Source organism: Chitinophaga sp. ARDCPP14, from assembly GCF_051362515.1.
In the GTDB taxonomy this organism is placed as follows: Bacteria; Bacteroidota; Bacteroidia; order Chitinophagales; family Chitinophagaceae; genus Chitinophaga.
In genome coordinates this window covers 154,585-178,899 of record NZ_JBKIXB010000015.1, presented here as the reverse complement: position 1 = coordinate 178,899, position 24,315 = coordinate 154,585, and the positions used below count along the sequence as shown (strand labels likewise).

12 protein-coding genes are annotated in these 24,315 nt (G+C 45.2%); 9 read left to right on the top strand and 3 right to left on the bottom strand.

Translation table 11 applies throughout. The features are described from left to right. Nucleotides 1–51 precede the first annotated feature (51 nt). The 8 genes from ACLHR0_RS29825 to ACLHR0_RS29790 all read left to right on the top strand — a co-directional run bounded on the left by ACLHR0_RS29825 (nucleotide 52) and on the right by ACLHR0_RS29790 (nucleotide 18,894). Nucleotides 52–2,418, top strand: a complete 2,367-nt coding sequence (locus ACLHR0_RS29825; protein ID WP_370909179.1) for an efflux RND transporter permease subunit — start codon at nucleotides 52–54, stop codon at nucleotides 2,416–2,418. 250 nt (nucleotides 2,419–2,668) lie between these two features. Further along, nucleotides 2,669–3,358, top strand: a complete 690-nt coding sequence (locus ACLHR0_RS29820) for a hypothetical protein (protein ID WP_370909180.1) — start codon at nucleotides 2,669–2,671, stop codon at nucleotides 3,356–3,358. A gap of 477 nt (nucleotides 3,359–3,835) precedes the next feature. Beyond that, nucleotides 3,836–6,928 carry a SusC/RagA family TonB-linked outer membrane protein gene (locus tag ACLHR0_RS29815; RefSeq protein WP_436491473.1) on the top strand — a complete coding sequence of 1,031 codons (3,093 nt, stop codon included), beginning with the start codon at nucleotides 3,836–3,838 and terminating at the stop codon, nucleotides 6,926–6,928. Nucleotides 6,929–6,957: 29 nt separating this feature from the next. Continuing rightward, nucleotides 6,958–8,370 (top strand): RagB/SusD family nutrient uptake outer membrane protein, encoded by a 1,413-nt coding sequence (locus ACLHR0_RS29810; RefSeq protein WP_436491472.1) that lies wholly within the window; start codon nucleotides 6,958–6,960, stop codon nucleotides 8,368–8,370. Nucleotides 8,371–8,963: 593 nt separating this feature from the next. Continuing rightward, complete coding sequence (locus tag ACLHR0_RS29805) at nucleotides 8,964–12,044, top strand: SusC/RagA family TonB-linked outer membrane protein (protein ID WP_436491471.1); 3,081 nt, start codon at nucleotides 8,964–8,966, stop codon at nucleotides 12,042–12,044. An 11-nt stretch (nucleotides 12,045–12,055) separates the two neighbouring features. Further along, nucleotides 12,056–13,486 (top strand): SusD/RagB family nutrient-binding outer membrane lipoprotein, encoded by a 1,431-nt coding sequence (locus ACLHR0_RS29800; RefSeq protein ID WP_436491470.1) that lies wholly within the window; start codon nucleotides 12,056–12,058, stop codon nucleotides 13,484–13,486. A gap of 635 nt (nucleotides 13,487–14,121) precedes the next feature. Continuing rightward, nucleotides 14,122–17,253 carry a SusC/RagA family TonB-linked outer membrane protein gene (locus tag ACLHR0_RS29795; protein WP_436491469.1) on the top strand — a complete coding sequence of 1,044 codons (3,132 nt, stop codon included), beginning with the start codon at nucleotides 14,122–14,124 and terminating at the stop codon, nucleotides 17,251–17,253. Between the two features lie 12 nt (nucleotides 17,254–17,265). Continuing rightward, nucleotides 17,266–18,894, top strand: a complete 1,629-nt coding sequence (locus ACLHR0_RS29790) for a RagB/SusD family nutrient uptake outer membrane protein (RefSeq protein WP_436491468.1) — start codon at nucleotides 17,266–17,268, stop codon at nucleotides 18,892–18,894. Between the two features lie 76 nt (nucleotides 18,895–18,970). Here ACLHR0_RS29790 and ACLHR0_RS29785 read toward each other — a convergent pair whose 3' ends face one another. Both ACLHR0_RS29785 and gatB read right to left on the bottom strand, forming a co-directional pair. Beyond that, nucleotides 18,971–20,131 carry a redoxin domain-containing protein gene (locus tag ACLHR0_RS29785; protein ID WP_436491467.1) on the bottom strand — a complete coding sequence of 387 codons (1,161 nt, stop codon included), beginning with the start codon at nucleotides 20,129–20,131 and terminating at the stop codon, nucleotides 18,971–18,973. A gap of 67 nt (nucleotides 20,132–20,198) precedes the next feature. Continuing rightward, nucleotides 20,199–21,650, bottom strand: coding sequence for an Asp-tRNA(Asn)/Glu-tRNA(Gln) amidotransferase subunit GatB (gatB, locus tag ACLHR0_RS29780; RefSeq protein ID WP_436491466.1), 1,452 nt, complete (start codon nucleotides 21,648–21,650; stop codon nucleotides 20,199–20,201). A 104-nt stretch (nucleotides 21,651–21,754) separates the two neighbouring features. Here gatB and ACLHR0_RS29775 point away from each other — a divergent pair, with 104 nt between their 5' ends. Further along, nucleotides 21,755–23,137, top strand: a complete 1,383-nt coding sequence (locus tag ACLHR0_RS29775) for an aldehyde dehydrogenase (protein ID WP_436491465.1) — start codon at nucleotides 21,755–21,757, stop codon at nucleotides 23,135–23,137. Between the two features lie 2 nt (nucleotides 23,138–23,139). Here ACLHR0_RS29775 and ACLHR0_RS29770 read toward each other — a convergent pair whose 3' ends face one another. Further along, complete coding sequence (locus ACLHR0_RS29770; protein WP_436491464.1) at nucleotides 23,140–24,168, bottom strand: PDZ domain-containing protein; 1,029 nt, start codon at nucleotides 24,166–24,168, stop codon at nucleotides 23,140–23,142. Nucleotides 24,169–24,315 lie beyond the last annotated feature (147 nt).

Genomic DNA, 24,315 nt, shown 5'->3' with positions numbered 1-24,315 from the left:
GAAATCCTTATGTGGCAACGTTTAGCAGGCTTTGTGCTAAAATATCGATTATTGCTTCTTGTTCTACTGCTTGCCGGTACCGGCGTGATGGGTTATTTTGCCAGCAAGGTACAAATGTCATACGACTACGTGGCCACCATACCCCATGATAATCCTAAATTTCTTGAGTACCAGGATTTTAAGAAGAGATTTGGCGGAGATGGTAATGTGTTGATGCTTGCCGTGCAAACAGATAAATTTTTCCAGGCAGATTTTTTCAAGGACTATGTTCAGCTGAACAAGGACATGAAGAATGTTTTTGCAGTGGAGAATATTATGAGTGTGCCGATGGCTATCAACCTGGTGAAGAACGACAGCACACAGAAGCTGGAGGCTAATTTACTTTTCCAGGGGGATCTGACCAACCAGGTGGTAATCGATAGTTTATCCCGTGTTTTCCACACCCTCCTTTTTTACAAAGGACTGCTATACAACCCCGATACCCATGCTTACCTCATGGCTATTTATGTGAACAAGGATGTATTTAATTCCCCGAAACGTACGGCTGTAGTGAATGAAATTACGAAGCTGGCCAATGCCTTCCAGGAAAAGCAGCATACAGAAGTACGCCTGAGTGGCCTGCCGCTTATTCGTACAGCCATGGCCGTTAAGGTAGCGGATGAGCTGAAGCTGTTCCTGAAAATCTCTTTCGTGTTAACTGCTTTGATCCTGTTCCTGTTTTTCCGTTCATTTGGCGCGGTACTGATGTCCATGATTGTAGTGGCTATCGGTGTAATCTGGTCAGTGGCTACCATCGTACTGATGGGATATAAAATTACATTACTTACCGGGCTTATACCTTCGTTAATAGTAGTGATAGGGATTCCCAACTGTGTATACTTCCTGAGTAAATACCATACAGAATACGCCAAGGATGCCAATAAAACACGGGCTTTGGTGCATATGATACAGCGGATGGGGATAGTGACCCTGTTTACCAATCTTACAGCTGCTATTGGTTTTGGGGTGTTCTGTTTCACAAACAGTGCCATCCTGAAAGAGTTTGGTGTAGTAGCAGGGTTGAATATCATGTTCATCTTCCTGATCTCTTTTATTTTCCTGCCCTCTGTTTTAAGTTATTTACCTGCGCCTAAGAGCAAGCATACTACTTACCTGGATAACCGGTTCTTTGGGGCAATACTTGATTTCCTGACCACGCTGGTGTTTAAATACCGCCCATGGGTATACGGAGTAAGTTTGGTGCTGGTGATAGCGGCCATAGTGGGAATGGGGCGTTTGCAGTCTGTGGGCTATATGCTGGACGATATTCCGCATACCGACAAATTGTATACGGATCTGAAATTCCTGGAAACGAATTTCAAAGGGGTAATGCCACTGGAAATTGCGGTGGATACGAAAAAGAAGAATGGTGTAATAAATCTGCAGACGCTGAATAAGTTGGATGAACTGACACAGTTGATTGCTGCGCAGCCTGATTTTGGCCGTCCATTGTCGGTAGTAGAGGGTATTAAATTTGCCAAGCAGGCATATTATAACGGGGACAGCTCCAACTTTGCGGTACCCAACCAGTTTGATCTAGGCTTCCTGGCGCCTTACCTGCGCATGAAGGGTGGGAATACTGCCGGACCCGCTTCTACTTTCTCCAAACTGGTTTCTTCCTTTATGGACAGCACCAGGCAGGTGGCCAGGTTGAGTGTAAATATGAAAGATGTAGGATCGCAGAAGCTGCCGTTGTTGCTGGATTCATTGCAGCCGCAGGTAACTGCTATTTTTGATACGGCGCATTACAAAGTAACTTTTACCGGCACCAGTGTGATTTTCCAGGAAGGTACCCGTTTCATTATTAACGGGCTGATGGAGAGTATTATCCTGGCTTTTGTGTTGATAATGCTTTGTATGCTGTACCTGTTCCGTTCCTGGAGGATGCTGATCATATCATTGATCCCGAACGTGATTCCACTGGTGGTTACGGCCGGTGTGATGGGATGGGTAGGCGTTCCGTTGAAACCATCTACGGTATTGGTGTTTAGTGTAGCGCTTGGTATAGCCATCGACGTTACCATCCGATTCCTGGTTAATTTTAAGCAGGAGTTGCCGCGTCATGATTTTGACATCAGTGCTACGGTGAAGCAAACGATCCATGAAACCGGGCTGAGTATTATTTATACCTCTGCTATCCTGTTTGCCGGCTTTATGATTTTCAGTTTCTCGGGATTTGGTGGTACAAAGGCATTGGGATGGCTTACTTCCCTGACCCTGGTGGTGGCAATGGTTACGAATCTGACTATTTTGCCGGCTTTACTGTTGTGGATGGAAAAGGCATTGTTGAAGAAAGCGAAGAAGAAAGAGCTGTGGAAGCCGTTGGACGAGGAGGAGGACATTGACATAAAGGAGCTGGGGATCAGCGATCAGGAATAGTTTATAAAGACAATCATATGAGCCACCGGGGTAAGCAGGGCATGTTTTTCATGCTGCTGGTTGCCCCGGTGGCTTTTTAGTGCCGGCAAACTGCAGTGGATGCTAAATATTTAGCTAAAATGGACAAAAAAAGAAGCTGAAATGATCTAGTGGACAGCATTCACATACACTTATAGCCGCTTGTAAAAAAAGGGGTGGGATTATAATGAAAAAGTATGAGGTTTAGTACGCCATTCTAACCACATAGTTCATGAAAAATAAGTACTTAAAGGGCGCTCATTTATCCGAGCGCAAATTTAAGGAGATCCTGCGGCTGTTTGCCGATGATCTTACTGCGACCCAGATAGCGAATATCAGCGGTGTAAGCAGGGTAACTATTAACAGCTACCTGAAGAAGCTACGACACCAGATTGCGCGATACTGTGAAACGCAGCATCCTGTGCCTGTTCCCGTGTTAACGTATGAACCCCGGCAAAGTGACCTTAATTCCGACCACGACAGCGACACGCTGGTGGCGGTAAAACCGGAAGTAGACCGGATTGTTAAGCCCGTAATCTTCGGCATCTGCAGATCCTCAGACAGGTTACACACCGAAATTCTTCCAGACGTAAGCCGGTCTATGATTCATGCGGCTACCCGCGGTCGTTCCGTATTGGAAACGCAGGTGGCTACAGAACGTTTGCGCCGGTTCAACGGGTTGGTGGATTTGGGTCAGTACCGTTTATACAGGCTGGGTCAGACTTCTGATACGCATCAGATGGATGATGTAGATGCTTTCTGGGGACTAACCAAGCACCGCCTGGCTAAGTTCAAGGGGCTGAACCGGAATACTGCCTATTTACATCTGAAAGAGTGTGAATACCGCTTTAATCATCGTAATGATGATCTCTTTACGGTATTGCTGGAGTTGTTAAAAACATATCCGCTTACCCTTTCCTGATAAAAAATATTCGCCCCGCATTTATGCGGGGCAACTTTAATCTCGATTTAGATTTTGGTTGATGAGCACAGGCGGTATTCTTGCCGCTTGTTTATTTTTATGCCCTTACAGATAATTTGTAATAATTATATGTTAATGAGGCGTTAAAAAGATGTTATCCAAACGTTATCGGGAACTTTCCAAGCTTAACTTTTTGTTAAGAATTATTATATTTGAGGCTGGTTGAAAATTTGCTAAGGAAACTGCTTATGAGGAAGAAGTTGACTGCTTCTGCTGTTTATTCATTGAATAAATCGCAAGAGAACTGCTCAATTGTTTAATTTGGTCAATATCACTGTACCGTTATACCTGCTCCAGCTTTAAGTATCCAATTACAATTTCACCAAACTGCTTATTTAACGGGAACCAATTGAATTAAGGCGTATGGCCTTGATAATGATGATTATTTTTTAAGGTTAAGGAAACAAAATCATGCTTATGAGGAAAGTATTATTTCTCCTCTTGTCCGTGCTATTTCTGGGCGGGCAAGTCTATGCGCAAAGCCGCACAGTAACAGGGAGAGTCACTGATGCCACAGATGGCTCAGCTATTCCGGGTGCCAACATCCAGATTAAGGGCACCGCAAAAGGAACCGTCACCAATCCGGAAGGGGCTTACACTATCCAGGTAGATGCAAATGCCACATTGATCGTATCATTTATCGGGTATGAGGCCAAAGAAGTACCGGTGGGTACTGCTGCCACATTGAACGTAAAACTGAAAACAGATTCCAAAAGTCTGGATGAAGTAGTGGTAACGGGTTACACGATGGAGAAGAAGATCAACTCCACCATCGCGGCATCCAGTATCAATGGTGCAAAGATCAACAACGTTGCGTTGCCGGATGTAAACCAGATGCTCCAGGGTAATGCGCCTGGCGTTGCCGTATCAACTAACTCCGGTCAGCCTGGCGCGAAAACGGAGGTACGTATCCGTGGTATCGGCTCTATTTCAGCGAGCAACAGCCCACTGTATGTAGTGGATGGGGTAATCATTTCCTCCGGGGATTTTACCCAGAATACTCCTTCCCAGGATGTAATTGCGAACCTGAACCCTGCCGACATTGAAAACGTGACCATCCTGAAAGATGCGTCTGCAACTTCATTGTATGGTTCCCGCGGTTCTAACGGTGTGGTAGTTATTACCACCAAAACGGGGAAGAAAGGCCAGAGCAGGATTAATTTCAATGCCAAGTATGGTTTCCAGGACCTGTCGCACGGAATTGACATGATGAATTCCACTGAGCTGCTGGCTTATCAGCGCGAGGCGATGAAGAATGCGACCAAGAAAGATGGCACGCCGCTTTTCACTGCAGAACAGATCCTGGCTAATCGTCCGAACAGCCTGACAAATATCAATACCAACTGGATAGACGAGGCCTTCCGCACCGGTAAAACACAATCTTATGGTATCAACGCAGGCGGCGGAAATGAAAAGACACAGTTCTATGCTTCCGGCGATTATTTCAAGCAGCAGGGTATCCTGATTGGCTCCGACTTCAGCCGCTACAGTGGCCGTTTGAACGTGGATCATAAGTTCAATGAGAAATTTGACCTGAGCGTAAAGGTGAACGGCAGCTATACAGATCAAAGAAGTGCAAGCGCAGGTAACAGTTACTCTTCACCATTGATGGGTGCGCTGGCAAATTCTCCGTTTATCCCTTCCCGTGATGAGAACGGAAACCCCTATAACGGATATACTGCCGGACAGCCAGGCACTACTTCCTGGGCTGGTTTCGCAGATATCCCCTCCTCCTACCGCCCGGTTTTACGTGGAGGCAACTTCGTGAGCACGGTGAACAGTAACTACAACAGGAGCAATAATACCCAAACAGTTTTTAATGCTGCATTGGGCTACAACATTATTGACGGGTTACGTTTCGTAGTGAAGGGTAATGCCGAGTTGACCAACATCCGTGAAAAGCAATGGACATCTCCGGATTCCTACGATGGACGTAACTATGGCGGTTACCTGTATAACGTGAATACCAACATGGCGTTATATACTACCCAGCAATTGCTGACTTATAATTTCAACCTGGGTAAAGATCATAGTATCCGCTTACTGGCAGGTAATGAATACTCCTTCCAGAACCGTGTGTGGAACTATAGTGCAAAGAATGGTTTCCCTAATGGCCAGGCACAGGTGCCGGACGCTGGTTCCCAATATTTCGACATGGCCGGTGATGAAACCTCCTACGCTTTCCAGGGTATACTCGCGAAAGCAGATTATGACTATAAATCAAAGTATTTCTTAAGCGGTAGTTTCAGAAGAGACGGTTCTTCCCGTTTCCCTAAAGACAACCGTTATGGTAACTTCTACTCAGTAGGTGCTGCATGGCGTATTACAGAAGAGGAATTTACTAAAAATATATCCTGGCTGAACGACCTGAAACTGCGTTCCAGCTATGGCATCATGGGTAACGCAGAAGGTTTGGGCGATTATCCTTATCAGCCGCTGTACAGCCTCGTGGGCGCTTATGATGGCGGATCAGTTGCTTATCTGAAGCAACCAGGCAACATGGCATTGAGCTGGGAAAAACAAAACCTGTATGATGTGGGATTGGATATCAGTGTACTGAAAAAACGTTTATACGGTAGCGTAGGATATTACGACAAGCGCTCTTCCGCATTACTGATGCAGCTGCCATTATCTATGACCAGCGGTTTTGATGTAATGACGATGAACGTGGGTAAGATGCTGAACCAGGGCTTTGAAGTAACAGTGGGTGGTATCCCGGTGTCTACTAAAAACTTCCAGTGGACTTCAGATCTGAATTTTGCTACGCTGAAAAACAGGGTACTGTCACTGGGCGGCCAGCAATTTATCCCGGCAGGTTCCCGCCAGCGGATTGAAGTAGGTATGCCATTTGGCTCCTGGTACATGCCGGTTTGGGCGGGCGTTGATCCTGCTACCGGTGCTGCCACCTGGGAAGGCGCTGATGGAAAACCAACTTCCGATTATAATTCAGCAGTGAGAAAATATGTTGGCCAGGCGCTGCCTAAAATTACAGGCGGTTTTACCAATAAATTCTCTTACAAGGATTTCGACCTGTCTGTATTCATCACATTCAGCGCTGGAAATAAAGCGTACAACTATAACCGTTCTTTCCTGGAAAGCGATGGTAACAACACTACCGGAAATCAGGCAAAAGATGCCGGCAGCCACTGGGAAAAGCCAGGCGATATTGCTGACAGACCAAAAGTTATCTGGGGCAATGGTACCAACTCTAATGCTTCTTCTACCCGTTACCTGGAAGATATCTCCTATGTACGTTTGAGAAACCTTTCACTGGGTTACAATCTCCCAAAAAACACTTTAAGCAGATTGAAAATGCAGGGATTAAGAGTATATGCACAGGCAGAGAACTTATTTACGCTGACAGGATATAAAGGATGGGATCCGGATATGAGTACCAACCCTATTTCTCCGACCAGCACTGCGTCTCCGGCTACTACCAATGCAGGAACCGATTTTTACCGTTATCCTACTTCAAGAGTGATCACGTTTGGTATTAGTGTGGGACTGTAATGAAGTAACAACAAAAATTTAGTTTAATTATGAAATATTCAAAACTCTCCATATTAGCATTGGCTACGGCTGGTTTGTTTTCAGCTTGTTCCAAGCTGGATCAGAATCCACAGTCATCATTGAATGAAGGTGATGCCGTAACTGAAGGGAATGCACGTATTCTTGCAAACGGAATGTATGAGCGTATGCAGGCGCTGGAATATTATGGCCGCGACTTCATGATCGTAACAGACCTGGGTGGCAATGATATGAAGATTACTTCCCAGAACTCCAACCGGTTTATTACAGAATTCCAATTGAACTACACACCGCTGCTGGCGCCACAAACAAATACCTTCCTGAATGCTTACAGGGTGGTAAACCAGGCGAATGTGCTGATTGATAAACTGCCTGAAACGGAAAAAACCGGTGCGATCCGCGGAGAAGCTTATTTTCTGCGTGCACTGGCTAATTTCGACCTGGCCAGAAGGTACACAAGACCATATACCAATATAGGAGCAAAAGTAAATGAGCCTAACACCGGGATTACCCTGGTGACCAAAGCGGTGGATGCACCCGGTACATTCAAGCCTGGTCGTAGTACGCTGGCTGAAACTTACGCGGCTATTATCAGCGATCTGAAAGTGGCGCAGCAAACCGCTCCTGCCGGTAAATCTGAGAGCAACAGCGCGAATGTGTTTAATGCTACGAAGGATGCAGCAACAGCCTTGCTTAGCCGTGCTTACCTGTATAAGGGCGACTGGCAGCTGGCTATTGACGAGGCAGATAAGCTGATCGGGAAGTATCCTTTATATGAAGCGTCTGAAGTGGCGAAAGCATTTAATTTAGATGCAGCCGGTTCTGAAGAAATCTTTTCCCTGCGTTTTCTGACACCGGATGGCGGTGGCTCCAATAACTTCGGTTATATGTATGTGCCTGCTAAATTAGGTGGGTATGGAGATATCAGGCTCACAGATGGCTTTATGGAACTGTTGGATCCAAAAGATGCGCGTAATGCACTGGTGGAGAATCTTGATGGCAGTAACTACCTGATGAAATTTTCAGGTAATGAAGCTACCGGCCAGGTGGGTCTTGTAAACGTAAAGATCCTGAGAATAAGTGAGGTGTTGCTGAATCGTGCAGAAGCTTATGCTGAGCTGGGCAACCTGCAGAAAGCCACGGATGATGTGAATATGCTGAGAGCGAAACGTGGACTGGATCCATTTACTGATGTGGCCAATATCAAAGCTGAGATTATTAAACAGAGAAGATTGGAACTGGTGGGTGAAGGTTTTGGTATGTCTGATCTGTTCCGTAAGAACGGGCAGCGTAATATCAAAGATGCTAATGCGCTGAGTACAAGGGTTACAGAAGCAAATGATTTTCGTGTAGCTTTCCCGATTCCGCAGGCCGAGATGGATGCAAATCCAAATATGGTGCAGAACCAGGGTTATTCCAATTAGTATTATTATATGATTTGAAAGGTGCCTTCAGCGAAGGCACCTTTTTTATTTCACCGGAGACTACTGGATAAGAAGAAGCGGACCGGATACCCATTATTTATTTAAGGAGTACTAGGTGAGGCATCTTTTTAAATGAAAAGGTATATAAGATAATTAATTATATATTATAATTAATATACTATTAGTTGAATAGTGATCCTCAGAGGCCAGCAGGTGTTGGATATATCGGGAACGGATATTTTAAAAAAAAGCCAGTTTTGCACTAGTATTTTTTAAATTTCCTATATTGCAGTAGAATTTAAACAATATTTAACAAATACGTATCAGAATCTAAAACAGAATCTAAAGAACAAAATCTTAATTAAGTTGGTGCTTGTGTTGATTTAACCGCCATTTCAATCTATACCGGAAACAGTTTCTGATATAGTTAGGAAGAGAACAGAGGAGAGAAACTGGAATTTGCTTTGAGAAAATACGAATAAGGAAGGATGGGTTATGAGGAAAACGATTTACGGAATAACCTTTGGCTAAATGAGTACAGCACTCCCATTTTTATTAGTTAACTGACAATATCTTTCAAATCTAAATTGCTTATGAAAAGAGGACTACTCTTATGGTTGCTCGTGGCCATCAGTGTTGTGCAAGCCTATGCACAAACAAAATTAATCAGCGGCAAGGTTACGGATGCTAAAGACGGCTCCGGACTCCCTGGTGTATCTGTCGGAATTAAAGGTACAGGTAAAGGTTCCCTAACCACCAACGATGGCACTTACAAACTCGAAGCTCCTGCGGGTTCCGTGCTTGTTTTTTCTTTTATTGGGTATGCTTCCAAGGAAATTCCTGTTGGAGCCGAAGGCACTATCAATGTGGCTCTTGGCGCCGACAATAAAGATCTTAGCGAGGTAGTAGTTACCGCGCTGGGTATTAAACGTGAAAAACGCACCCTGGGTTATACTACGCAGGAAGTAAAAGGTGATGATATCGTGCAATCCAAGGAAGTAAACTTCCTGAATGGTATGCAGGGTAAAATTGCTGGTGTGCAAATCAGTAATACTTCTGGTATTCCCGGTGGTGGTACCCGTATCGTTATCCGTGGTGCGGCCTCTTTAACCGGAAATAACCAGCCACTTTTTGTAGTGGACGGTAACCCGATTGATAACAACCAGATTGGTGCAGGTGACACTGACGATGATCCGGTTCTGGCAGGGGGTACTACTCCCAACAGAGGTATTGATATTGATCCGAACATCATTGAATCAGTAAATATTCTCCGTGGCGCTTCTGCAACCGCATTGTATGGTTCCAGGGCAGCTGGTGGTGCGGTAATCATTACTACGAAAACCGGCGCTGGTTTAAAAGGTAAAGCTTTCAGCCTGACAGTAGGTTCCAGTGTGAACATTGACAAAGTGGTATTGCCTGAATTTCAGACAGGTTGGTCACAGGGTAACAACGGCGTATTCTTTGATGGAATAAACAATAAAACTTCCCGTTCCTGGGGTGCCAAAATGGATACCTTAAAGGTGGATGGCAAGCCAGCTGTTAACTATGATCCACGTGACGCGTTCTTTAAAACAGGTACTACCTGGGATAATAACATCAGCCTGAACGGATCTACAGAAAAGTCAAATTACCTGATGTCCTACTCTTCTTTAAGACAGGAAGGTGTGGCTCCCGGTACCGACTATTACCGTAACTCCTTTTACGCAAATTTCTCTACCCATCTTACTGATAAGTTAACTGCGACTACTGGTATCAGTTATATTGACTCACGTAACGACCGCTTGCTGGAAGGTAATGGTAGTGGTGGTACTTCTTACCTGGCTAACCTTTACAATGCGCCGGTAAGTTACAACCTGTTACCATATGAAAACCCGGTAGATAAGTCACAGAATATGTATAAGGTTAGTGCTAATAACCCTTTCTGGACCGCGGCTAATACCGGCCTGCAACTGAATGTATCCCGCTTCATTCCTAACTTCAGCCTGGTATACAATCCACTGAATTGGTTAACATTAACCGAAAGAATAGGTGCGGATATTTATACAGATGAACGTGTATTTCATGAAGCAATCGGCTCCTTCGGTGGTTTCCCCAATGGTCGTATGTACAATGAAATCATTAACAACAAGCAAATTAACCACGATTTCTACGCTACTGCCAGGAAAGAATTTGATAAATTCGATCTGACTGTAATGGTAGGTAATAATATCATTTCTGAACATTATACCGACCAGTTTTCAAAAGGTGTAGGATTATCCGTACCTGGTTTCTATGATATTACCAGTGCGGAGTCTGTAACCTCCACCAAATCTTTCTACGATAGAAGAAGGGTGAGTGTTTACGGACAGGCAATCCTGGAATATAACCGCATGTTATCTTTAACATTAACCGGTAGAAATGACTGGTCATCTTCCATGCCGGCTAAGAATAATTCCTACTTCTACCCTTCTGTGACTGGTGCATTTGTATTCTCCGAACTGGAAGGATTAAAAGACAGCAAAGTATTATCATTTGGTAAAGTGAGAGTTGCTTACACCGCCATTGGTAATGACGCACCTCCTTACAAGGTAGCAACGCCTTTCAATAAAACGGTAGTGGGTGATGGTCTTCGTGGCTCACTGGATCTTCCTTTCAACGGTGTAAATGGTTTCTCCAAGAATAACGTGTTGGGTAATCCTGACCTGAAACCAGAGAAAATTAAGGAATTTGAAGTGGGTCTGGAAACAAAATGGTTGGACAACCGTATTGGTCTGGAAGCAAGTTACTATAACAAGGTTAGTACCGACCTGATATTCCAGACAGCAGTATCTGCTGGTTCCGGTTATACCCAGGCTGTAATCAATGCCGGTAAGATCACCAATAAAGGTCTGGAAGTAACTTTAAATGCCAACCCGATCAGATCAAAAGATTTCAACTGGAATATTTCTGCTAACTACTCCAGGAACAAAGCAATGATCAATGAGTTGACAGAAGGTGTAACTTCTATCCAGATAGGTGGTTTCACTACTCCCGGTATATACCTGGTGGCCGGTCAGCCTTATGGTACTATCAGAGGTTCACGTTACATGAGAAACGACCAGGGTAAACTGTTGATCGATGATGATGGTTATCCTACCCAGGAAGATGGAACTTCCTTTGATATTGGTAATACCCAGCCAAGATGGATTGGTGGTGTAACCAACAGTGTATCTTATAAAGGTATCAACCTGTCGTTTACTTTCGACGGCCGTTTTGGTGGTCAGGTGATCAACTTTGATGAATACTACATGACCTTCTACGGTACCAGTGGTCTTACCAGCAGCCGCGACGGATCAATGGTATATGACGGTGTAACTGCCGATGGTAAGCAAAATACCAAATCCATTAAAACTGATCAGGCTTACTGGCAGGCATGGGGTGATACTTATGAAAACCTGATCCAGGATGCAACCTTTGTAAAACTGAGAAATGTTACACTGGCCTATAATTTTAGTCCGAAGTTGTTAAAACGTACTCCATTTAAAGCAGCAGTATTTTCTGTTGCCGGTCGTAACCTGTGGATCTACACCCCACACTTTACCGGTTCAGATCCTGAATTGAGCACTTATGGAGCAGGTAGTAACTCCGGTGGTTTTTACCATTACGTTTCACCAAGCACCAGATCTTACAATGCAACTTTGAAGTTAACTTTCTAAACTGAGTAATGATGAACAAGAAGATAATTATATCCATTATAGCGGGAAGTGTAATGTTAGGGGGTTCAGGATGTAAAAAATTCCTGGATGTAAACGATGACCCGGCTGCAGCCACAAACGTAACTGATGCCCTGTTGGTGGGCGGCGCCGAATTAACTACTGCATTTAATATTGCGGGTGGTTATCCTGCCAGAACCGCCGCTTTCTGGACCCAACAATTGGGTTATGATCAACCCGCACCCGAGTGGGATACTTATAAGGTAACAGCTTCCGATGTGGATAATACCTGGTCTTTTGACATGTATCCCCAGATCCTGAATAACCTGAAGATCCTGCAGGACCAGGCTACTACCGCAAATCATCCACATGCCGCTGGTATGGGAAAAATATTAATGGCTTATAACCTGGCTGTTACTACTGACTTGTGGAATGCAATTCCTTATTCACAAGCATTTACCGGCTTTGAAAACTTTAAGCCGAAGTATGATTCACAGGAAAGCATTTATACCAGTATTAATACGCTGTTGGATGATGCTATCGCTCTACTGGCTAAAGAAGATGCTTCCGCATCAGTTGGCGATAAAGATCTGATATATGCTTCTGATCCCGAAAAATGGACAGCATTCGCTTATTTCCTGAAAGCACGTTTTGCTTTACGTTTAACATATGCACCTGGTAAAGTGGCTGCCACACAGGCACAGGCAGCTTTAACTGCATTGACAAAAGCTTTCCCTGATGAAAGTTATAATCCGGGCGTGAAATTCGAAAGCAAATCAGGAGCGCAGGCGCCTTGGTCCCAGTTTACTGATAATAATAAATGGGGTAGTGTTGCAGTATCCTCTACTTTCATTCAATTATTGAAATCAACAAATGATCCCAGATTATCCGTAATGGTAGACACAGCTTTGTTGGGAGGCGGTTATAGAGGCAGGATAATAGGCGACGAGCAGATTAATATTGATTCACTTTCAGCTGTAGGTAAATTTTTTGCTGCTGCTGATCAATCGGTTTATTTGGCTACATATGATGAACAACTGTTTATTAAGGCAGAAGCTACCTTCCTGACAGCTGGTTTTGTAGCTGCACAACCAATTCTGAACAGTGCAGTTCAAGCAACCTTCACAAGATTTGGAATGAAACCACTTGGCGCAGATAGTACAGCGTTTAAGACCTATTTGGCAGCTAAATGCAAGCTCACTGCTGCTAATGCTTACGAGGTGATCATGACACAGAAATATATCTCTAACTACCTGTCTCTTGAATCATACAACGACTGGCGCAGAACCAATTTCCCTAAGCTGACTGTTGTACAGAATGCTTATCAGGGTATTACAACTGTTCCACGCAGATGGGTGTATCCAGCATCAGAGAATGAAACAAACGCGCAACCAGAACAGCCTGCCAAAGTTACTGATCGCGTTTGGTGGGATACCAAACAATAATCAGTACTTCATTTAACTAATAATAGAAAGCGGTTGTCTCTTTTCGAGACAACCGCTTTTTTTATGCCCATTTTCTACTCCCCCTAAAATGTTATTTTTTACTTGAAAGGTTTACTTATATTTGCTCCCGTCATGAAAATTTTCATGAAGCCAAAATCGGGAATCAAGATTCATTTTAGCGTAATCCAATACAACAAACAACGAATACATTTTTTGCTTATCGGGAATTTATAACGGGAATATTTGCTTATGGGGAGCGGCTTACAGCCAGATTTTCCATCTAATTTAATGAGATTCAATAGTTGCCACCCTGCAGTTTACGCAGTAACGGAACCGTATTTTCTGTAACCGCAGAAAATACCTGGCAACCCGTTTACAGCAATCTGTATAAAATTATCTGGTTATTCAGTGGCATGCCACTACTGTACGCTTATTCACTTGTTTTTATAATGTTAGGATTGCTTATGAGTTTTGGAATGCTTATGTAGAATTGTGCTTTGCGAAGGTTGCCGCAAAAGCAATACGATTGTTTCGTTTAGTCTTTACTGTTAGATAATAATAGCACTTGTGCTAAATGGCCATGCTATGCCTGGACATGTCTGTATTACATTTATTTTTTCAAATCAAAATCGCTTATGAAGAAAGGATTGTTTCTCTGGTTATTTGCGGCTATTACCGCGCTGCAGGCGCTTGGCCAAACCAGGGTCATCACAGGTAAGGTGACAGACTCCAAAGATGGATCTCCATTGCCTGGCGTTACCGTAAAAATTGTTGGTACTTCCAGTGGCACTATGACCGCCTCCAATGGTGAGTTTAAGCTCAGTGTAGGAGAAAAAGCTGCCGCCATTGAATTTTCTTTTGTAGGATATACTGCCCAACAGGTAAGTGTTTCCGGCAAATCTACTGTGAACGCTCAGTTGTCGGCCGATCTTAAAGGACTGAACGAAGTGGTAGTAGTTGGTTACGGTACTATTGAGCGTAAAAACCTCACGGCTTCTGTATCCAGCATCAAAGGAGCTACATTGAAAAATGTGGCTGCATCCAGCATCGATCGTCAGTTATCCGGACAGGTAGCAGGCGTACAGGCTACCGTTTCCAGTGGTATTCTGGGCCAGCCGGCACGTATCCGCATCCGTGGTACCAACAGTATTAGCAGCGGCACCGATCCGCTGTATGTAATTGACGGAGTGCCTTATATCACCGGCAACCAGAGCACGATCACCTCCAACAACCCGTTGGGAGATATCAATCCGAATGATATTGAAAGCATGGAAGTGCTGAAAGATGGCGCCGCTACTGCTATCTATGGTTCCAGGGCCGCTAACGGCGTTATCCTTGTGACCACCAAAAGAGGTAAAAGCGGCAGGCCACGCCTCACCTACGATATGTGGATGGCTGCAGCTACGCCTTCCAAATTATTTGATCTGCTGAATGCAGATGAATTTGTAACCATCGCTAACGAGAAAAAGCTGAACGCCAAGCCAGCAGCTGCACCGGATGCTTTCCCTACACCCAATCCTGATGGTGGTTTTTATGATACCGATTGGCAGAAAGTAGTGACCAGAACAGGGTTCCAACAGAACCATGCTTTGTCGCTAAGCGGCGCCAATGATCAAACCAACTACTACGTTTCCCTGGGGTACACCGATATGAAAGGTATTTTGGTTGGTAACGATCAGCGCAAGTACCAGGTACGCCTGAAACTGGAACAGAAAGCTTTTAATGTGGTAACTGTAGGCGTAAATGCCGGTGTTTCGCACATTACCAACAATGGCCTGAACGTTAGCCAGAACGGGCTTTCCAGCAATCTTTCCAACGCTATCCGTGCTTTACCTAACGTACCTGCACAGTGGAATGATGGCACCTATAACCTGAGCAACACCAATACGCTCGGCAGTGGCGCCAATAAAGCCACTATCGCTGATAACTATACCAACATTAAATACGTACTGGATCATAACATCTACCGTAACAAAAACCTGAACTTTACCGGTAATACTTTTGCCAGCGTAAAAATTCTGAAAGATTTTGATCTGAGAACGCAGGTAGGTGTAAACTATATGAGTGGAGAGGACTACCAGTACTGGAACCCTATCCATGGTGATGGCCGTGGTACCAACGGTTTTATCTACCAGCAGTCTATTCCAAGTTTCCGTTATAACTGGGTAAATACTTTAAGCTATAACAAAACGATCGGTGCGCATAATATTGGCGCTGTAATTGGAACCGAAAATCAGAAAACAAGAGAAAGAAGTTTCTATGCGCAGGGTACTAACCTGATCAGCCCTTTCTTTGGTACTGATAACCTCATCGACAATAGCACCGGTACTCAAACTGTTGGCGGAACACTGGTGGAGCGCGCATTCCAATCGTACTTTATCCGGGCTAACTACAGCTACAAAGACCGCTACCTGGTATCTGCCACGCTCCGCAGAGATGCTATTTCCTCCCTGCCTATCGGCAAACAGGATGTAACATTGCCAGGCGTTTCTGTGGGCTGGAGAGCTTCACAGGAAAGTTTCTTCCAGGAAGGCGGTATCGCCGACCTGATCAGCAACCTGAAGATCCGTGGCGGTTATGCTAAAGTAGGTAACGTGGATATCGGTGCATACCCTTATGCCGGTACTTACAAACCAGCACTATACGGATCTTTACTGGGTATTGCTTTCAACCAGGTGTACAACCCGGACCTGACTTTTGAAACCAGTAAAAAAATGAACATTGGCCTGGACCTCGGGTTACTCCACGACAGGATCACAGTAACAGCGGATTATTTCAGGAATGATATTGATAACATGATCCTGGCATCTCCGCTGCCGCCGTCATTAGGTGTTCCAAGTGCTACCAAACCGAATGTATTTTATTCTAACGTGGGTAAAATGTATAACAAAGGTTATGAGCTAACAGTGAACAGTACTAATATTCAGCGCGGTGATTTCTCCTGGACCACTTCCTTCAACATCTCTTTTGTAAAAAATAAAATTACCGCACTGGTAGATAATGCAGATATCGTTTATCCATATAACATTACCCGCGTAGGTGAATCTATGGGTGCTTTTTATGGTTACGAGTCAATGGGTGTGAATCCTGCAAATGGTAACCCGCTTTGGAAAAAAGCCGACGGCTCCATTATACAGGGCGATGCATCGAAAGGTGTTTACTATGCCTATAATGCTTCAAAGCCTGAGGACATCTCTACTTCTGCAAAAGCATTATCATCTTCCGACAAAAAAATCCTCGGTAATGCTACGCCAACCTATTATGGTGGTTTGAACAATACCGTTAATTACAAAGGGTTCGATTTTAACCTGTTCCTTTCTTTCTCCGGCGGTAATAAAGTATACAGCGTAACGCGCCAGGAAGGCCTGAACAACCAGAAGTTCCTGAACAACGGTAAAGAAGTTTTAAACAGATGGACTACTCCTGGCCAGGTAACAGATGTTCCTAAACTGTACCTGGGCGCAGATAACTTTATCCTGCAGAATGGTAATGTTAACAGCCGTTTCCTGGAAGATGGCAGCTTTATCCGTGCACAGAACATCGGCCTGGGTTATACCCTGCCTAAAGCAATGCTGGAAAGAATTAAACTGAGCAGCATCCGGATTTATGCGCAGGTGCAGAACGCATTTATCATTACAAAGTATTCCGGTCTTGATCCTGAGTTAAATACTTATGTGGATGCAAGAGCTAACACGCAACCTGGTTTGGATTACAACACCAACCCGGTTCCCCGCAGCTATACTTTTGGTATTAACGTAGGATTATAAAAAATAATGAACATGAGAAATACAATGGCATATAAATATAACAGAAGCATGAAAGCAGTAGCAGCAGGATTACTGGTGTTATCACTGGGTGCTGCGTCCTGTTCAAAATACACCGAATTATCACCAAAGAACGCCTTGCCACAAGACGCGGTATTTTCGGATTCATCCACTATCGAGCTGGCTGCAAATGGTATGTATAATACAGCTGCGCTGGGAAGTTATAATGATGATTATACCCTGGGCCGTGGTTATCCCTTCGGTGCTGCTTCCATTGAGCAAAATGAGATGCGTGGAGAGGATATGGTGAACCTGGCTACGTTTTATGATATCACTTATAAAGGCAGTTACAGCCCTACTTCTGCCAATAATGTCCAGATGTGGGTAAATCTTTATGCGCTGATCAACCAGGCCAATACACTTATTGATGGTGTGCGGAAAGCCGCTGCCAATAACGTGATTTCACAGGGTAAGGCGTTGCAGCTGGAAGGTGAAGCCCGTTTTCTGCGTGCACTGGCACATCATGAAGCAGTCATTCATTTCAGCCGCCCATATGCAGATGGTGCAGGTGCACAAGTTGGGATTCCTTACAGGGATATGCCTGTAAGCACACCAGCTCAAATCCAGGAAGCCCTGAAAATAGGCCGTGGTACAGTAAAAGAGGATTATACCAAAATATTGGCGGACCTGGATTTTGCAGAAACCAACCTGCTTCCCACCACTGCTAATCCTATCAGCAGAGCTACTAAAGGAGCGGCTATTGCTTTGAAAACAAGAATTAAGCTCCATATGGCCGATTGGCAGGGTGTTATCACAGAAGCCGCAAAGCTGGGTGCAGATCAAAGTGCGCCATTTGTGAGCCCGGTGAAAGGTTATAAACTTACCGACAGCCCGGATGGCCCGTTCACAAAAGCAGATAATAACACAGAATCTATTTTCTCTATTGCCAACAGTGCCATCACCAACGGTAATTCCAATGGTGCGCTGGCAGCGATGTTTGGCCCTTCTGACCAGAAAGGCCGCGGCCTGGTAGCTACCAGCCCTAATTTGTACAACGCCTCTTTCTGGGCAGGCGATGATATGCGTCGTGTTTTATTACAGGTAAAGCAGGTGACTGTATCAGGCGGCAAACCCGTGCAGAACTTCTACTTCAATTATAAATACCGTGATTATCTGAATAAGTCCGACTGGGCGCCGATGATCCGTTATGCAGAAGTACTGCTGAATGCGGCAGAGGCATATGCACGTGCAGGAAATATCGTACAGTCGTTTAAGTTATACAACGCAGTTCGCAACCGTTCTTTACCGGAAGGCAGTCCGAACCGCATCACCATTGCTCCGCTCGACATGATCCAGGCGGTATTGGACGAACGCAGGGTAGAATTTGCAGGCGAAGGACGCCGCTGGCCCGACATTACCCGCCTTGCACTGGATGCAAAGTATGGAACAGGTGGTATCCCTGCAAAGGTGATCATCGATGATCTGAAAGATGATGGCAGCAATTATAACACGGTAACCAGACCGGTAACACCGTCTGGTTACGGCAGCATTAAGTATGCTGATTACCGGTTTATCTGGCCGCTGCCAGCTACTGAAATCTCTGCTAATCCAGCGTTGAAAAATGCGCAGAATCCGCAATACTAAACTTTTCCTTGACCTGCAATAATAAAAAAACTCACCGGTGTAATGCCGGTGAGTTTTTTTTATGGAGATAGATAGCTTATTTCAGTACTTCCTGCAGCTTCGCTTCCAGCGCAGGTCCTCTCAGGTTGGAGGCAATTACTTTTCCCTGTGGATCCAGCAGAAAATTAGTAGGAATAGCGTTAAGACCGTATAAAGGTACCACCGCGGAATCCCAGAATTTGAGATCGCTTACATGGTTCCAGGCCAGTCCATCTGCTTTGATGGCTTCCTGCCATTTATCTTTCGTTTTATCCAGTGATACGCCGAGAATGGTAAAGTTTTTTCCTTTGTATTGCTGATAAGCTTTTACCACATTCGGGTTTTCCTGGCGGCATGGACCGCACCAGCTGGCCCAGAAATCCACCAGTACATATTTACCGCGGAAAGAGCTGAGGCTGATCATTTTGCCGGATGGATCCGGAAGGGAGAAGTCGGGTGCTACCTGGCCTACTTTCACAGCAGAAGGTTCTTCACCACCGGCTGCATCACCGCCTGCGGCGCCCGCGCCCTGGTTCTTTTCCAGTTCCAGGATTTTATCTGTCATACTTTTTACCAGCGTGTTTTTAGGGAAACGGGTAGCAAGATTGGTGATCACCTGTTTGTGTGCAACAATCTCTTCTCCGCTTCTTACCTGGCTGATGGCAAATACTGCGGTAGCAGGATTTTTTGTTTTATCGGCCATCAGGAAAAAGCCGTTTTCAAAATCTTTTTCTTTTTTCTGGAAGGCAGCTACTTTAGACTGGAATGCACTATCAGGCAGTATTGTATGGAGACTGTCCAGGCTGCGCATTTCTTCCGTGAGTGCAATAGACTGTTTGCTGATATCGCTCATAAACTGTTGCAGTTCGGCGGTTGGTTCGGAGCCGCTGATCTTTACATCTTCCAGTTTATCTATATCTCCATCTATTTTCATATCGCCGGCATCGAGTGCGAGCAATATAAATTTGCCGTTTTCGAAGCGTACACGGTACAGCCCCTGTTCGGCTACCATTCCTTTCAGCGTGAATTTGCCGCTGGCGTCCTTTACATTGGTAGAATCTACCACTTTCACATTGTCAAGTGTCAGTTCTTCCAGTAATACCGGACCCAATGGTAAATTGTTCAGGTGCCCGTCTATTTTAAATTCACCTTTTTCCGTTTGTCCGGCGCATCCTGCGAGGAAAGCGGCGGCGGAAATCCATAATAAGTATTTTTTCATGCTATTATTTTTTGAACATTCATCTGACCTAAGCCACTCAATATAGGATAAATATTTTCAATGCTATTTAGCCTTTGAGCTTCTCTGCCAGCAATTCGTTGGTAAGCCGGGGATCAGCCTTGCCTTTGGACAGCTTCATCACTTCTCCCACGAACAACGACATCAATCCTTTTTTGCCACCTTTAAAAGCAGCTACTTTATCCGGATATTTTGCCAGCACCTCATCAATAATGGGAGAAATGTTATCGGCATTATGATCCTGTAATAAATTCAGCCGGGTAGCGATATCCATCGGATGATCCGCGGGTGTTTGGATCATTTCCGGCAATATGCGGGAAGACGCGATGGAGAAGCTGACTTTTCCTGCATCGGTAAGCGTAATCAACGCCGCCAGTGCCTGTGGTGTTACCGGGAAATGACTTATTTCCGCCGAATGTTCATTCAGCCAGGATTTAACAGGGCCCAGCATCCAGTTGGCGGCGGCTTTGTATTGCGAGGTAACGGCGATAAGACTTTCATAATAATCTGCCGTGGATTTATCATCGCAGATAACACGCGCATCATATTCCGGCAGGCCAAAATCGGTGGTGTATTTACGGATGAGTTCTTCCGGTAATGCAGGTAGTGTGGCCCGCACGCTGTTGATGAATTCATCTGTTAGCCTGAATGGCGCCAGGTCTGGTTCCGGGAAGTAGCGGTAATCGTTGGCTTCTTCTTTGGAGCGCAGGGAAAAAGAGCTGCCGTTGGAGGCGTCAAAGCTGCGTGTTTCCTGCACCAGGGTACCGCCGGCTTCTATGAGATCTATCTGTCTTTTTACCTCGTTATCAATAGCCCGCTTTACGTTGCGGATAGAGTTCATGTTTTTTACTTCCACCTTTGTACCCAGGGTGGTGGTGCCTTTCGGGCGAACTGAAATGTTGGCATCGCAGCGCATGCTGCCTTCTTCCATGTTACCATCACATACGCCGAGGTAGCGCACCAGGCGGCGCATTTCAGTGAGATAAGCGTAGGCTTCCTCGCTGTTATGCATGTCCGGTTCAGTTACTATTTCCACGAGGGGAACGCCCGCGCGGTTTAAATCCACGTAGCTGTTGTCGGGGTCCTGGTCGTGCAGGAGTTTACCGGCATCTTCTTCCAGGTGGATGCGGTTCAGCTGTACATTGCGGGTGCCTGCATCTGTAATAATGGTAATATAACCGCCTTTACAGATAGGCGCCGTATGTTGAGATACCTGGTATCCTTTTGGAAGATCCGGGTAGAAATAATTCTTACGGGCAAAATAATTGTCCTTTTCAATTTCACAATGGCAGGCAAGACCCAGTTTGATGGCATATTCGGCCGCTTTACGGTTCATACGGGGCAAAGTACCCGGGTGCCCCATGGTAATGGGACTGATATGCGTATTTGGAGCGCCGCCAAAAGCTGCGCTGTCGCTGCAAAATAATTTACTTTCGGTAAGCAGCTGGGCGTGCACTTCCAGCCCGATCACTGTTTCATATTTGCTGTATATATCGCTCATTTTCCGTACTGATTCCCACAAATATATTCAAATAATACCGTGATTTCAGGCTATTGGGTGCCAATAAATCCCTAAATTGAGATACACATCAAAATTTCTTCCCTATGATCAGCAAGGCCCAGGCAAGTCAGCTTTATCAGGCGCAACAGGTTTATTTCGACTCCGGCGCCACACTTTCTTATTCTTTCCGGAAAACGCAGCTAAAGCGTTTAAAGAACGGGATTAAAAAGTTTGAAGATAAAATTACCGCTGCCCTGCATGCTGATCTGCACAAGCATCCACTGGAATCTTATGGTAGTGAGATAGGATTTTTATATGAAGAAATCAGTTATATCCTGCAAGGGTTGAAGCAGTGGATGGAGCCGGAGCTGGTTACCTCTCCTTTTGTTACCTATCCCAGCAGCAGCCGGGTGTATAAGCAGCCGTTAGGGCTTACGCTGATCATTGGCCCCTGGAATTATCCGTTTATGTTGCTGCTCAGTCCTTTGCTGGGAGCCATTGCCGGCGGCAACTGCGCTATTATTAAGCCATCGGAGCTGGCGCCGCATACGGCCGCGGTAACCGCTGCCCTGATAAAAGATACTTTTGATCCGGCTTATATTACAGTAGTAGAGGGAGATGGAACAGCAGTGATTCCTACCCTGATGAGTTTCCGGTTCGACCATGTATTTTTTACCGGAAGCATCCCGGTGGGCAAGAAGATCCTGGAAATGGCGGTGCCGCATCTCACACCGGTTACGCTGGAATTAGGCGGTAAATCGCCCTGCGTGGTAGATGAAAAGGTGAATGTAACGGTGGCGGCTAAACGAATAGTGTGGGGTAAGTTCTGGAATGCCGGTCAAACCTGTGTGGCGCCGGATTACCTCCTCGTACACCACAAAGTGAAAGATGAACTGGTAGCCGCACTCAAGGCGGCGATAACGGAATTTTTTGGAGAAGATCCCTCCCGCAGCAACGATTATGCGCGTATTATCAATGCCAGGCGGTTTGATACGGTGGCAGGCTACCTGGGCGACGGCCATGTATTACACGGCGGGCAAACCAACCGCGAACAGCTTTATATAGCCCCTACCCTGCTGGAAGATGTGGAATGGACAGACCCGGTAATGCAGGACGAGATATTCGGCCCCGTGCTGCCCATACTTACTTATACCGGCCTGCCGCAGGCCATACAAGCCATCAAGCAGTTGCCTTATCCACTGGCATTATATGTTTTTACAAAGAGTAAAAAAACGGAGAAAGCGCTGATAGAGCAGGTGCGGTTTGGCGGAGGTTGTGTAAATAATGCGCTGGTACATCTCACCAATCCCGAATTACCCTTTGGTGGCGCCGGTTACAGCGGGATGGGAAAGTATCATGGCAAATACAGCTTTGATACTTTTACCCATCAGAAAGGAATGCTGAAAACGGCTACCTGGCTGGATGTTCCCATGAAGTACCCGCCGTTTAAAAATAAATTGAAGATGATGAAGATGGTGATGAAGTAGGCTTATATATCTGCCTTATTCAGTTTCACCGGTAACTTAATGATCAGCGTTTGATCGGCGCCATTCCGGCGGATTTTCGCTGGAGCATCGCCTTTTACTTTGGCTTGTGTTTCACGGTAAGCTTTAGACAGCTCCGCGGCGTTTTTAACCGGTATACCGGCAAGTTCCAATACGATATCATCTTTTTGGAAACCTGCTGCTGCAGCTGCGGAGGAAGGCGCCACCTCGATTACCTGGGCGCCTTCATTTTTTTCAGTATCCTGTACGCGGAGGCCAAGTTTTTCGTTATTATCCCAACTGTCGCCAAATCCCTGGAAGCCGCGTGGCATTGGGAAAGAGAAAGATCTCGGTCCGTTCTTCGGCAGTGCAGATAAAGGTGGGTGCATAGTCCAGCCATTATCTATTTCCTTTCTTTCATCCAGGGTAACAGCCACTTTGTTTGTTTTGGTATTACGTATGTACGTTACCGTTACTTTGTCTGCCGGTTTATGTTTGCCGATCTCTTCAAATAATTCTGCGGGTTCATTGATCTTTTTATCATCTACAGAAGTAATGATATCGCCGGTTTTTATTCCTGCTTTATCTGCGGGAGTACCTTTTGCTACTGATTTTACGGTTACACCGCTGGCGGCTACTTTTTCAGTGATCACACCGAGAATGGCTTTATTCATCACCGGCATTTCTATGTCATTTTCGTCATCACCGTCGTTGTCGTTAAACAAATCAAAGCCGCCTCCCTGTAAACTGTTGCTGTCAAACGTGATGGTGTTGCCATCCCGCGGCGTGATCTTCCTGCGGAAAACGGAGAGATCGGAATTGTCGTACCGGTCCAGTTTTTGACCATTGATGAAAACATCGCCGTTTTTAATTTCCACGGTCACTTTGCCGTCTTTGTTGCCTTTGTGTTTGATCACAATTTCATCGAACTCTCCCAACTGATTTTTGGAAGAATCTTTCGTTTGCGCAGATACCGCGCTCATAGTGAAGCAGGAAAAACCTGCTATGGTGAGGATTTGCAGTAACCTGGTCATGGTAATTAGGTATTTTGTTGATTAAATTTAAACTAATGCGGCAAAATTAAAGGGTGGGTCAGGAAAGAAAAAGTTAAAATCTATGGTTTTGGGGCAAAAAGAATACGCTTTACAGGGTGTTTTTTTATTATTTGAAGAAGGTGCCGC

Bases quoted from the DNA above. Each gene is read 5' to 3' on its own strand.
- ACLHR0_RS29820 (WP_370909180.1), top strand. From the start codon at position 2,669: ATGAAAAATAAGTACTTAAAGGGCGCTCATTTATCCGAGCGCAAATTT.
- ACLHR0_RS29815 (WP_436491473.1), top strand. From the start codon at position 3,836: ATGAGGAAAGTATTATTTCTCCTCTTGTCCGTGCTATTTCTGGGCGGG.
- ACLHR0_RS29810 (WP_436491472.1), top strand. From the start codon at position 6,958: ATGAAATATTCAAAACTCTCCATATTAGCATTGGCTACGGCTGGTTTG.
- ACLHR0_RS29805 (WP_436491471.1), top strand. From the start codon at position 8,964: ATGAAAAGAGGACTACTCTTATGGTTGCTCGTGGCCATCAGTGTTGTG.
- ACLHR0_RS29800 (WP_436491470.1), top strand. From the start codon at position 12,056: ATGAACAAGAAGATAATTATATCCATTATAGCGGGAAGTGTAATGTTA.
- ACLHR0_RS29795 (WP_436491469.1), top strand. From the start codon at position 14,122: ATGAAGAAAGGATTGTTTCTCTGGTTATTTGCGGCTATTACCGCGCTG.
- ACLHR0_RS29790 (WP_436491468.1), top strand. From the start codon at position 17,266: ATGAGAAATACAATGGCATATAAATATAACAGAAGCATGAAAGCAGTA.
- ACLHR0_RS29785 (WP_436491467.1), bottom strand. From the start codon at position 20,131: ATGAAAAAATACTTATTATGGATTTCCGCCGCCGCTTTCCTCGCAGGA.
- gatB (WP_436491466.1), bottom strand. From the start codon at position 21,650: ATGAGCGATATATACAGCAAATATGAAACAGTGATCGGGCTGGAAGTG.
- ACLHR0_RS29775 (WP_436491465.1), top strand. From the start codon at position 21,755: ATGATCAGCAAGGCCCAGGCAAGTCAGCTTTATCAGGCGCAACAGGTT.
- ACLHR0_RS29770 (WP_436491464.1), bottom strand. From the start codon at position 24,168: ATGACCAGGTTACTGCAAATCCTCACCATAGCAGGTTTTTCCTGCTTC.